The 12166-nt window shown below is 44.4% G+C and carries 10 protein-coding genes and 1 pseudogene; 2 read left to right on the plus strand and 9 right to left on the minus strand.

The features are described from left to right. The 6 genes from AC5RDS_RS03715 to AC5RDS_RS03740 all read right to left on the minus strand — a co-directional run bounded on the left by AC5RDS_RS03715 (position 1) and on the right by AC5RDS_RS03740 (position 9006). A complete protein-coding gene (locus tag AC5RDS_RS03715) occupies positions 1 to 1566 on the minus strand; it encodes a PKD-like family lipoprotein (RefSeq protein ID WP_013610820.1) in 1566 nt (521 codons plus the stop codon). An 11-nt stretch (positions 1567 to 1577) separates the two neighbouring features. Next, entirely contained in the window at positions 1578 to 2342 is a 765-nt protein-coding gene (locus AC5RDS_RS03720; protein ID WP_013610821.1) for a DUF4843 domain-containing protein, read from the minus strand. Between the two features lie 19 nt (positions 2343 to 2361). Beyond that, on the minus strand, positions 2362 to 3816 hold the full coding sequence (locus AC5RDS_RS03725; protein WP_013610822.1) for a RagB/SusD family nutrient uptake outer membrane protein: 1455 nt from the start codon (positions 3814 to 3816) through the stop codon (positions 2362 to 2364). 10 nt (positions 3817 to 3826) lie between these two features. Further along, the gene (locus tag AC5RDS_RS03730; RefSeq protein ID WP_118104432.1) at positions 3827 to 7189 is read right to left on the minus strand and encodes a SusC/RagA family TonB-linked outer membrane protein; all 3363 of its coding nucleotides are present in this window, start codon (positions 7187 to 7189) and stop codon (positions 3827 to 3829) included. Between the two features lie 111 nt (positions 7190 to 7300). Continuing rightward, positions 7301 to 8380 carry a FecR family protein gene (locus tag AC5RDS_RS03735; protein WP_013610824.1) on the minus strand — a complete coding sequence of 360 codons (1080 nt, stop codon included), beginning with the start codon at positions 8378 to 8380 and terminating at the stop codon, positions 7301 to 7303. 65 nt (positions 8381 to 8445) lie between these two features. Beyond that, the gene (locus AC5RDS_RS03740) at positions 8446 to 9006 is read right to left on the minus strand and encodes an RNA polymerase sigma-70 factor (protein ID WP_013610825.1); all 561 of its coding nucleotides are present in this window, start codon (positions 9004 to 9006) and stop codon (positions 8446 to 8448) included. Between the two features lie 462 nt (positions 9007 to 9468). Between AC5RDS_RS03740 and AC5RDS_RS03745 the strand changes: the two are divergent. Further along, a pseudogene (locus AC5RDS_RS03745) lies at positions 9469 to 9699 on the plus strand (AAA family ATPase); the annotation flags it as partial. Positions 9700 to 9844: 145 nt separating this feature from the next. On the opposite strand, the gene AC5RDS_RS03750 reads toward AC5RDS_RS03745, so the two are convergent. From AC5RDS_RS03750 to AC5RDS_RS03760, 3 genes are all read right to left on the minus strand, one after another. After that, positions 9845 to 10198, minus strand: a complete 354-nt coding sequence (locus tag AC5RDS_RS03750; RefSeq protein WP_202194907.1) for a hypothetical protein — start codon at positions 10196 to 10198, stop codon at positions 9845 to 9847. A 167-nt stretch (positions 10199 to 10365) separates the two neighbouring features. Continuing rightward, positions 10366 to 10824 (minus strand): hypothetical protein, encoded by a 459-nt coding sequence (locus AC5RDS_RS03755; RefSeq protein ID WP_013613587.1) that lies wholly within the window; start codon positions 10822 to 10824, stop codon positions 10366 to 10368. Beyond that, the gene (locus tag AC5RDS_RS03760; protein ID WP_306450985.1) at positions 10814 to 11674 is read right to left on the minus strand and encodes a hypothetical protein; all 861 of its coding nucleotides are present in this window, start codon (positions 11672 to 11674) and stop codon (positions 10814 to 10816) included. The genes AC5RDS_RS03755 and AC5RDS_RS03760 overlap by 11 nt, the downstream gene beginning before the upstream one ends. 113 nt (positions 11675 to 11787) lie before the next feature. Between AC5RDS_RS03760 and AC5RDS_RS03765 the strand changes: the two genes are divergently transcribed. Continuing rightward, on the plus strand, positions 11788 to 12147 hold the full coding sequence (locus AC5RDS_RS03765; RefSeq protein ID WP_202194921.1) for a TlpA family protein disulfide reductase: 360 nt from the start codon (positions 11788 to 11790) through the stop codon (positions 12145 to 12147). Positions 12148 to 12166 lie beyond the last annotated feature (19 nt).

The raw sequence follows: 12166 nt of genomic DNA on the forward strand, positions 1-12166 counted from the left end.
TTACCATTCTCTATAGGTTACGTCGACAATACGGGCAAAACCGTCGTAGACTTCCGGTTCCACTCCTGAAAAATCTCCGCTCATTTCCGTGTCGTTATATATCCGGAGGATACCTTCCTCACCCCGTAGGCTTCCGATGATCAGATTGTACGAACGGGAGTCACTGGTATTTTTGCGGAATAGATTGAATTTCAGGCGGGTGATTTCCTCTCCTCCCGGTAATGTAAACTGCACTTTTGCCTGCAACGGTTTCGTGGAAAGGTCTACCTGGTAGAGGGTACCGCCCACGGCATAGTACATACAGTTTTTCAGTGAACTGAAAGCGAAGAGGTCTGTCACCTTTGTTATATCGGTACATTCCGACAAGTCGCCATAATAAGCCTTCCCAAGCGCGTTAGGACAACTACTCCACGATTGAGGGACTATGTCGCCTAGCTGGATGCCGTAAAGGTAGCGTTTGTCGCCGTCTGCCAGTACTGTATAGGTTACTGCCATTTGCCCGCTACCCGGGTCATATCGGGTGTTCTCCATGTACACGTAGTCTAGTCCGGTGGGAAATTCATCAAATGCCGAACCCGTAACTCCTCCCGTCGTCGCTTGCATGTCTTCCATCAGTTCTGCCATTTCATTCATCTCCCGCAAAGGTTCCTGATTGTTCAGGTCTGAGGAAGCTAAAGTTTGTCCGTATCCCATGAAGCGTTTGTTGTCGATATCGTATATCATCACCAGGGGAGCGAGGATCATGTTGCCTGCAACATTGCTGCCTGCCATGGGGGCTACCCGGAAATCTTTGTTTATGGGAGAACTGAAAAGTCCGAGAATCTCACCCATATTGCTCGCATAGTGGAAATCCGTCCCGGCAACCATCATTTTGGCATTGACCGTGGGTATTATTTCATGTGGGCTTACTGCTTGTCCGTTCCCCATCTCGTAACGTATATTGTATTCTTCCGTCCAGGCAAAACCGTCACTGCTCAAGCGGGTTGCTCCGTCATCCGTCAGCAAGTAGAAAGGCGATCCGGTTTCGGCGAGGTCTTCCAGTTGCTGGATACGCCGTGGGCCGTTTAATTCCGGCATATCCTGGCTGGATAATAAGTCCCTGTAAGTTTCTCCCGTGACCATGGATATCATGTCCAGTCGTGTCCGACCGTTGTCGGAGCACAACACCATCCAGCCCTCGGAAGTGGTTTGGGTGACTTCCAGTTCGTAAGTCTGTTGCCAGAACAAACCGCTTGTACGGTTGGTTATCGTGAAATATAGCGTGTATGTCCCTTCCGCCAATACCACTTCATAATCCAAAATGCGTTCATTTCCGATCACGGTAGCTGTAACGGCGTCTGCCTGCGGAATCACTTTCCACTCGAACTGGTAATCTTCTTCCGTGAATTGTTCACCTTCAATTTGCGGTGTCAACTGTAAACGTTCGAATTTTCGTACGGGTATTTTCTCATCAATGCCGGTCACCACCGGGGAGGAGAGTTCCCGGTAATCGTAATTCCCCAAATCTTCGGCACAGGATATCAGTAAGAAAATCCAGCAGGCCGTGTATAATAATCCTTTTCGCATGGTTGCATATATTAATATTTAAACAATGGTTCTCCGGTTGTCGGGTCGAAAGCCTCTTCGTCGTATTCTTCTCCCGCTGCTTTCTTTTCTGTTTGGGTGGCCACGTAGTCGCACATTTCTATATAGATAAACTGCCATCTTGCCAGTGAAATACCGCCTGCCGTATTAAATTCGGCGGGGTCTATTTCCAGTACCCGGCATATTAATTCGAACTTTTGCTGGGAGAATTCTCCCCCGAAGTCTTCATCCCAACTTTCCGGGGCAACCGTGAAACGGTCGGAGAAGATGATGCGGTAACGAATCACGGTTGTCGTGTCATTTCCACTTTGCACCTGATACTCGAAAGGCAGGATAAAGTGCTCGTTGGCTTTCAGTTCCAGCACAATCTCCCGGTTTTCTTGTTTCAGTACCGCCGTACGGTTCAGTTGCACGTTATAATCGAGGTTTACTGCCTCTGCCGGCATTTCTGCGACAGAGACCAGTTCATAGTCGGTTCCTTCTATGGCATTGCCTCCTGCTACACTGATGTCTATCGGGCGGGCGTATGCCACGGGGCGTCCCAATGCCTGGACTTTTACCGTGACAGTCATCGTGTCGGCACTGGTATAAACGAATGTCACGTTGGTACTGTCAACGATCGTATTGTTTAACAAACGGTTGTTGAAATATATTCCGTTGATTTGGTCGAAAGTAGCCGGTTTCTCTTCGTTACATCCTGCCAGTCCGAACAATACCGTCATTCCCCAGTATACTTTCCTGATTATGTTTTTCTTCATTGCTGTTGTGATTACTTGGTTATCTGTTTTCTGTTTCAGTGTCGGGCAAAGGCACCACGAATACTGCATTTGACGGAGCCGGGTTGTTCGTTGCCGAATTCGACCGGATAATCGATGAGTACATCCGTTTGTACATGAAGAATAATTGTCCTTCGCCATAAACTTCGCGGATGTATTCATATTGCAGAAGGGTGGTGGTCAGGGTCTGTAAATTGCTTACTCCCCGGTTTTTACGCAACGTGTTTATGTATGATACTCCGTTAGCCAGGCTGTTGGATTGGCTTTCTGCGGCGATCAGGTACATTTCGCCCAGCCGTAGCAAGGGGATCATGGTATTTTCTATCCGTCCCGATTCCGTCATGTCCGAATATTTGTAGAAATAGCGTGCGCTTCCCGAGGAAATCCAATTGGAACGGCAACGGTAGTCGTCCAGATTTCCGCCGGTTCCGGTTCCACCGTAAATAGTTTGTTCCAGTAAATCGGTTTCCATGCGGAATACCATGTTGGGGGCTAACGATGGGTCGAAATATTCTTCGAACAATTCTCCTCGTTGGCTGTCAGAGAGGGCGAACAGAACTTCTGGCGAGAAAATACGGTCCGGATCCTGGGCAGTTCCGTTCACCAGGCTTCTGTCTACGAAAGGAAATATGCCGTTATTGGAAGCTTTTATCACTTCAGTGGAATAATTGAATGCATTTTCCCGTTGTCCGGCGTACAGGCATACACGGGCCAGCAGGCCTGTTACGGCATAGTAGTTTAACCGTAGTGCCCGGTAACATAAGAAATTCGAACTTTCGCCTGCATTCCCGCTTGACAATCCTCCTTCCGTTTTCACGGGATCTTCGTTTAGGAGGATGCGTGCTTCCTGCAAATCTTGTATGATTTTTGTCATCACTTCCGATGCGGGCAGCAAAGGTTCGGGGGACAATACCTCCGACGTGTAGTAGGGGATACTGGTTGCCTCCGGGTTTCTCGAATATACGGGACCGAACAGGCGTAGCATATCGAAATGCAGCATCGCTCTCAGTGCCAGGGCTTCGCCTTGGATTATGTTATAGTTGTTTCCCGTGAATAATTCTTCGCGGGATTTCATATTTTCCAGTAATTTATTGCAGTTTAGAATCAGAGCGTATGCCTTGTCCCAGGTGGAACTCATACAGCTACGCCAGTATTCGGTGTTGTAATTATAATCTTTTAAGTCCGTGTAATTCCCCCATACCAGGCTTTCGTTGCCGATTTCGTAGGCGCCTCCCATGATTTCGATCATTTCTACTGTCAGGGATTTTCCGTACAGGGCCTCGTCATTCAGTCCGATATAAATGCCGTTTAGTGCTTTCTGGAATCCCTCTTCCGATTTCACCAGTTCATCCTCTGAGATCTGGTCGTAGGGTTGGACATCCAGCCAATTGCTGCATCCTGCCAGTAAAAATGCCAGGCAGTACAGTCCGATCAGTCGTTGTATATTCATGTTCATAACATTTGCTTTAAAAAGTTGCCGATAATGAGAAAGAAACCGTGCGGGCAAAAGGGTAATCGATCCCTCGTTCGCTTTTCACGGATGAACAACGGAACAGGTCGTTCATGATGGCCTGAATGTTCAAAACGGATAGTCCCATTCTTTTCACGAAAGGTTGGGTGAATTCATAACCGATATTGAATGACTCCCCGCTTATGGTGTTTTCATCCATCACGAAGCGCGATGACTTGTCGGTTGTCTGGGTCAATGAGATGCCTTTGTATTGGGCTTCACGGTTAGTCGCCGACCAACGGTTGTACAAGGCTCTTTTGTCCTGGTTGTTGTAAACTTCGTCACTGCTGATGTTTTCTACTTTTTCGAAAACCGATTCATTGAATATTTGGGCTCCCAGGGTGTAGCGAAAGTAACATCCTACGGATAATCCCTTATAGTATAGTGTGGTACCGATCACTCCTTCCAGTTTGGGTTCCGTATCTCCCAGAACGACCTCGTCGTCTGTGTCATAAGTGAAGGAATAGGAACCGTCTTTTTTGATAAAAAGTTCTTTTCCCGTGGCTGGATCGATACCGGCAGAACGTACCGCCCAGATGGCTGTGGGGCTTCCGCCGTCATAATAACGCGTTGTCCCGGCCAATGAGGCTTTCTGCTCTTCGTTCAGGGAGCTGAAAGCGTTGCCGATTTTGGCGTACCGTGCTTTGGCGTGTGTCCCGTTAAGGCTGATATTCCAGTTAATTCTTTCTTGCGGTCTGTAAATGGGGGAGACTTTCAGAGTCACTTCTATTCCGGTTGTCTTTTGCTGTCCGGCATTCATAGCCACGCTTTTCACCCCCATGGAACCTGGTGTGGTAATCAGGGCCAATAACGGGTCGGTAATTTTCTTATACCAGTCGAACGTGATGTTCAGGCGGTTGTTCCAGGTTGTGATATCTGCTCCGGCATTCCAATTAATCGTTTCTTGCCATGCCAGGTCTTTGTTGCCCAGCGCGTTGATCACCAGTCCCGAACCGAAAATGTTTGTCATATCCGTGTTGAACGTGTAGGTCGTGAATGCCTGGTATGCCGAAAAGTTCTGGTTCCCCGGATTTCCGACCGAAGCGCGTAGTTTCAATAGCTGAAACCAATCTTTCGCATGAAAAAATGCTTCGTTGTGTAGGTTCCAGCCGATACCTACCGACCAGGTATTGCGGAAACGGTTGTTCGTGCCGAACATGGATGCACCGTCACTACGGTAGTTGAAATCGAGTAAATAACGGTTGTCGTAAGCGTATCCGCCGTTTAGATAAAAACTGGCGGCACGTGTTTCGCTTTCCGAGTAGGACGATTTCCCGTTTTCGGGATAACCATTGGCAAAGGAAGGACTCCCGAAAGCATCTTCCGTGAAGCCGATCGCTTTATAACCGTTGCTTGTTTCTTTCGACAGGCTGAAATTGAAACCGCCCACAGCGTTTATCATGTGTTTCCCTCCGAACAGACGTCCGTAAGTAACAGCAATATCTCCCTCGTAGCTGGTGGATTTACTGGCGGTGTGCGTATAGCTTCCTTTTTTCATTTCCTCTTCATCGTCAAAGTCACTGTGTTCGGGTGAGAGGCGTTCTTCTGCCGAACTGCTGGTTTTCGTTATGCCGAATTTCCCTCTTGCACGTAAATCGTCGGTGGCGAACCATTCGATGATGAAATTGTTGGTAAATCCGGTTTCGTCGCTTTTGTCATAATTATTCAGACTGGCGTTCCACAGGGGATTGGCCACTTTTTCCTCGTAACCATCTCCCGAGTAATAGTATAGGTATTTGTCGATACCCCCGTCTTCGTTATATTTTTTGTAATAAGGGTTGGCTTGTGCATATTCGGAGAAGCTTACGGACGGATCGTTCGTTTCCATATAGTCTACAGTCAATTTATTACTGAACTGGAACTTGCCGGAACGATAGATCAGATCTATATTTCCGCTGATGGTCTGGCGGTCGGAACCTTTCATTACTCCCTGCACGTTACCGTAACTGAGCCCTATACCGTAACGGATGTTTTCTTCACCCCCTTCGGCATATAGATTGTGCTTATGCGTGAACCCGGTGCGTAGCGGTACGCTTAACCAATAGGTGTCGATCCCTTCTTCGATTCCTTTTAAACGGGCATTCCGTAAACTATCCAGGCGTACCTGGTTGATGGCACTGTTGGATTTGTCCGTGTATACACCGGCGAGTGTCTCGAATTGCAATTTTTCACGGGCATTCATTAAGTTGTAATCCGAAAGGTCTGCCATCGTCACGCTGAAATCTCCCTTATAGGAGAATTGCAGGCGTCCCCCCTCCGGGGCCTTTGTTTCGATAACCACCACGCCGTTAGCTGCTTTCGAACCATAAATGGCGGTTGAGGCTGCGTCTTTTAACAAGGTGACCGATGCCACCCGGTTCATGTTCAGGTCCATGATGGTTTCTAATGTCGTTTCGAAACCGTCAAGGATAAACAAAGGTTGATTGGGGTCGGTCCCATACTCTTCTTTCAATCCCATAACACTGCTCTTGCCCCGGATTTCGATATCGGGCATGCGGTTCGGGTCGGAACCGAATTGGTTGTTTTCCACGATTTTGAATGAAGGGTCGAGTGTGCGCAGACTTTGAACCAGATTCGACGCTCCCACGGCTTTCAATTCCTCTGCTTTGAATGTAGTCGATGATCCCGTGAAACTTTCCTTTTTACGGGTGAAGATACCCGTGACGACTACTTCATCCATCTCTTCGATAACAGGAACAAGTGTAATTTTCTGAAAATCGGAGACATTATTTCCGTTGAACTTTTTTACCAGACGCTCGTAACCGATGTACGAAAAGATAATGTTATACTCTGCCGGACCGAGGGGGAATGTGAATTGTCCGTTAACGTCGGTGGCAGTTCCCTGCGTTGTTCCTTCGATCATAACAGTTACTCCCGGTAACGGTTCTTTCGTATGACTATCCACCACAATCCCTTTCAATTCGATGATTTTCATTTCAGTTTTTTGTGGTTCTGCCGGACGTTGGGTGATAATAATCGTTTTATCCTCGATTTTAAATGTGAAAGGAGTTCCGTTCAAAACGTATTCCAGTGCTGATCTCAATGGCGTATTTCTGAACTCCCTCGTGATTCGTTTGTCAGAAGTACCGATTTGCCCGGCATTATAAAAAAATTCCGTTCCGGTGGCTGTTCCTATCTTTTTCAAAGCGTCCAGTAAAGTGGAATTTTCCAGCTTTAAATTTAGTTGTACCTCCTGGGCATAACTTACCTGCGTAAAACTACAAAGCATTTGTAGCAAGAACAGTGGCAGGACGATTTTCTTCCGGAGTTTGTCCCGGAGAACCGTCCGGTTCCGGCTGAATGATCTGTCTTCTTTCATATTGATCTTGTATTAATGAATATTTATTTTATTACTATTCTTTATATTTGAGCATACAAAGCCCCGAACTTCATTTTCCAATGAAGTTTTGTAATTGATATGGAGGGGATTTTACTTCAGATAAATAACCCCGTTTTCAATAATACATTCGATGTTACTTGTCGTTGTTAACAGCTTGGTGATGTAATCAATTCCCCGTTCGTGCCGGATCATTCCCGAAAAACGGGAATCGCGGTGTTCTTCCGATACCTGAATATCGATACCATACATTCTGGACAATTTTTTAGCCAATACACTTAATTTCTCGTTGTTGAAATAGATCACGCCCTCTTTCCACATGGAATATTCTGCGGCATCTACCTCGTATTTTTCCATTTTATTCGTTTCTTTGTCCACGCGGATTTGCTCGTTCGGCGATAAAGTCACCGTTCGGTTGTTCTCCGGAACGTGATAAGCTATTTTACCGGAGAGTAGCGTAGTCACGTTTTCCGTGTTGTCTTCATAAGCCGATACGTTGAAACAGGTGCCGAGTACCCGGATAGATTCGCTGTTGGGAATCTCCACGTAGAAAGGTTTCGTTGTATCGCTTTTCACTTCAAAGAATCCCTCTCCCTTGATTTTTACCCTGCGTTCCGGTTGGGAGTCGAACGTCGATGGGTATTCGAACCAGGTGTCGGCGTTTAGTACGATACGTGTCCCGTCGGCTAATTCAAGGTTGAAATGCTTACCCGAAGGAACATATATTTTCAATATTTTTGCCTTTTGCAGCATAATCTTTTTCCCGTCGGCGGATTGCAGTGCGACATTCGAATGTTTGTCTATATTTATCTTGGCGTCGCCTCCCAGGTTCGAAACGGCGGAATCCCCGACGAGTAGTTGCACCTGTTCGTTGCAAACGGATATGCCCATGTGACCGAGTTGGGTGTATACCGTAACCTCTTGCAGGGCAGTGGGACGGAACACCAGAAACAGGGACACGAACACACAAGCCGCGGCAACACCGCTGGAAATCCAATACATCCGGCGGGTATTTCTTCTCCGGCGGATCCTGCTTTTTACGTCCTGGTAATTTCTGTCCAGTATATGTTCCCCGCACTCCTTTGCCCGGAGAGAGTTCCAGATCTCATCCAGCAACTCATCTTCATTTTCCCCGATGGGGCGGTTCAAATATTTCTCTGTATCTGTTTTCATGCACGCTATAACCTGATCGACATTAATATAATACCTGACTGCCCGAAACTACGTATTCGAAAATACTATTTTTTTATTTTTCCCCGAAGTTTTTTCATTGCCTGGTAGAGGATGGTTTCTACTGTCCGGACGGAAATGCCTAATTTTCGGGCAATATCGGCACTTTTCCTGTTCTCAATGTGACTCATGATCATTACCTGGCGGCTTCTTTCCGGTAATTCATTCAGTAAAGCGGATAATTGTTGTTCGGGTTCGGGTCCTTCTTCCGCCCGGATCACGTTTTCTTGTTCCTCTTCGCTTTTTTTTCTTTTAAGGTTTTCTTGATGTTGTAGGTGGAGAAACCGGGTTTTGAGGTAACGCAGGGAATTGTTGTGCGTGCTGCGAAGCAGGTAATTGCGCAGAGATTTTTCCCGGTCGAGATTTTTCCGGTTTTCCCATAAGGCAACGAAAATATTTTGAATAATCTCCAAAGCCGCTTCCGAATCACCGACGATAGAGGCAGAATAGTTTTGAAGAAGAGCGAAATAGCTTTTATATATTTTCTCGAAAGCGGTTTCCTCTCCTTTGATCAATGCGTCCAATAGGGATTGATCTGACTCGGTCGTATGACTACCTTTTTCTATCATGATCGATGTACTGCCGTGTGTAATTCTATATTATTAAACGTTCGTTTATGGATATCGTTTTTTCGTGTTCATTATTTTGGGGGGCGAATTTATATTATTTGCTTATTTTCAATGTGTGACATTTTTTTTATAAATTATTTTTCCCGTTCAATAAACGGATTTATATTGATATCTGTATCAGCAAACTTTATGCCTTATCATTCGTTCGCATAAATGCGACAAATTTAAAGCAATTTTCTAAAAATGTCAGGATATATTCAATCATATCTTTTTATGAGGATGCGGATATAGATGATATCGGGGCTGACGGGGGGACATCACTGCTGTTGTAAAAATGGAATATTTCCATATTTTGGGAGAAGATAGGATGCGGTTCGGCAAAATCAATCAGACAAGTTTGTTACTTTTGCACTCACCTTTGCGTATCTTTACCTACAAATGACCAGAAAAATACGTATCATGATGAAATATCCGATAGGCATCCAGAGTTTTGACCGAATCATCGAAGACGGTTATGTGTATGTAGACAAGACGGCAATGGTTTATTCGTTAGTGAAGGAGAGAACAATTTATTTTCTGAGCCGTCCCCGGCGTTTCGGGAAAAGTCTGTTGGTATCGACACTGAAGCATTATTTTTTAGGCCGGAAAGGGCTGTTCGAGGGACTGGCGATAGACGCTTTGGAGAAAGGTTATGCCCGTCCGTATCTGGAAGACCCTCGCAAACTTTACCGCATCGGTGTGAGCTTCTCTTCCGAAACGGGAACGGTGGGGGATTGGGAAACGGCGGAATAAGTTTTTTGTCGGGTAAAACCGGGAAATGGGTAACTAACCAAGGGTGTTATAGTGCGTCTTTTAATCGATATTTCACACCATAAAAAGCAAAAAAATCTAATATGGCTTTAAACAACGTACGAGCTTCTGAAGGAACAGCCTGGCAAAAAGGTTGGACACCATATTTCTTGAAAACATAAGCAGGAAGTTGCATCAAAGAAACCTTTACCTTTTTAGCCAAAACGTATGCTTCCTGCTTTTCAACAACTGCATACTTTGTACGGGATTCTTCCGGCACGTCATAATCCATGATTTTATGCTCTAATACCAAACAGCCATTGTCATCAAAGCCGATAATCACTGTTGCCACTATTGGTAAATCTTCATCCGTTTCTACGAGTAGTTCTTCTAGTGCAAGCATGTTCCTAAGTTTTATATAATCGGCAATATATACTATTGTTATTGTACCAGCTTGAAAAAGTAGACACAGAAAAAATTTTTCAGTTAAACATTTTTCATAACTTTTAGGGTTCGTTTTTATGTGACGTATCTTAGAGAATGTCTAAGAATAGTTTATTAATGCTATGGTTAATCTTGTTCTTTGATTTCAAGGTCTTCCGGAAGCAATTCAAACGTCCATTCGTGATACGTATATTTCCCCTCTTTCCATTCCCGCTTTTGCCAATACTGCTCATTGAAAAATTGCTTACCGGAATCATTCCGTTGAGATTGAACCCAAGTTCTAAGGAGGACATTATTCGAATCAAAAATTGTTAATGAATCCTCTAAGACAATAGCATCTAAAATCCAATTGAACATATCGGGTGTCTCTTCAAAACTGGAGATCCCAGCTCCATATACAGTAATAGTACTATCATTAGGAACAATATTGTAATTTGGCGAATCGAAATTTTTCAATAGAATAATAGTACTACCGGTACTATTTTTTAAGAACCATTCACATTTATTTCTCGGATCTCTATAATCTGATGGATTACAGGCTATCAAAAATATAAATATACCTACCCAAAATAATTTAAAATCCATACCTGCTGAATTTGGCAATTATTGAATCTTTCTTTGAAGGATATCTTGAAATCATCTTTTGCTTCAAAAGAGCATGTGAAGTGACATCTGAAGACAAACAATCAAAAATCTGTTTTTTGGTTAAAATCTTTTCTGTCATGAGATCATATAATAAATTTGGTTGGAACCATTTACTTTGACCATTTTTGGGTTTTTGTTGATATTTTTCGTAAGTTCGAATATATCCCATCGCATATCCCCACATTTCACCAACTCCACAAAAACCTGAATTATTACAACTTGCATCTCCATAAGGGTGGTCATATTTTTTGCCATACGTAATGATATAATTGACATATTTTGCCCAAAAAGCACTTCCCACTTTGTTGAAATGGCTGGCATGGGATAATTCATGATTTACACTTTCATATATATCGTATGTATTATAACCACCTCCTGTTCCAATGACAATATCCGGCAAAGCAAATTTAAGAAGAGTATTTGTATATGTCAATAACCTTCCAGCAGTAATATTGATAAAAAAGTTAGACCATCCTGAATTTGAGCTATAACCGATAGGATGCCATACACGCCGGAGCATTGGAGCACAACTTGCATTGGATTGATGTCTGAAAACCCAGATTCTGGGATTGTGTGGTGGTAGTCCGATACCGTCTTTTTTGGCATTCTGATAATATTCAAAGCCCGCATTGTTCACAGAACACCAATCCCATGCTTTTGCATTAGTTCCGAAAGTCCGGTCATGTCCTCCTTTTGAATGCCATCCCATATTGTAATTGGCCGCTGCAAAAGGTCCCCAATTTCCCCAGATAGTAAAGCCTTGTGAATTGTCACCATGGCAAGATAGCACTTGTATCGTAATTCATCTGCCTCAGCGGTATGGCTTAAAGATTTACGGAAATATTTTAGAGCATTCTCCGGGTCGGAAATCTGTTGATAAGACTGTCCTATGTTGAATAATAATTGTGCTGTTTCCTGGGAGTTTTCCTTGATATCTGGGCTTCGTGGTGTGGCCCTTGTTGTTATGAGATGACCTTCCTGGAGCAATTGGCACAAAAATACGCAAACAATTCCCGCTTGATGATTATCAGTCTTTCCACGGATGATAGTAGAGAGGAGTGGCTGGCAAAAGCTCCTGCCGATAGATCTAATTGGAAACAGTATTGGGCAACGAAACACGCGAAAGAAATACTGGGAAATGAATATAATGTATCGGCCATACCCCATTTTATGTTATTTGGTAGAGACGGAAAAGTTATAGACATTCATGCGCCTTCTCCCTCTGACAAAAATATCGACAAATTGTTTCATGATCTTTTCTGATTGTGTCGGAGGATTCTTT

It is taken from the genome of Odoribacter sp., assembly GCF_985060555.1.

What these genes read in the sequence shown, in the direction of transcription:
- AC5RDS_RS03715 (WP_013610820.1), bottom strand. Translation starts at nt 1,566, where the DNA reads ATGCGAAAAGGATTATTATACACGGCCTGCTGGATTTTCTTACTGATA.
- AC5RDS_RS03720 (WP_013610821.1), bottom strand. Translation starts at nt 2,342, where the DNA reads ATGAAGAAAAACATAATCAGGAAAGTATACTGGGGAATGACGGTATTG.
- AC5RDS_RS03725 (WP_013610822.1), bottom strand. Translation starts at nt 3,816, where the DNA reads ATGAACATGAATATACAACGACTGATCGGACTGTACTGCCTGGCATTT.
- AC5RDS_RS03730 (WP_118104432.1), bottom strand. Translation starts at nt 7,189, where the DNA reads ATGAAAGAAGACAGATCATTCAGCCGGAACCGGACGGTTCTCCGGGAC.
- AC5RDS_RS03735 (WP_013610824.1), bottom strand. Translation starts at nt 8,380, where the DNA reads ATGAAAACAGATACAGAGAAATATTTGAACCGCCCCATCGGGGAAAAT.
- AC5RDS_RS03740 (WP_013610825.1), bottom strand. Translation starts at nt 9,006, where the DNA reads ATGATAGAAAAAGGTAGTCATACGACCGAGTCAGATCAATCCCTATTG.
- AC5RDS_RS03750 (WP_202194907.1), bottom strand. Translation starts at nt 10,198, where the DNA reads ATGCTTGCACTAGAAGAACTACTCGTAGAAACGGATGAAGATTTACCA.
- AC5RDS_RS03755 (WP_013613587.1), bottom strand. Translation starts at nt 10,824, where the DNA reads ATGGATTTTAAATTATTTTGGGTAGGTATATTTATATTTTTGATAGCC.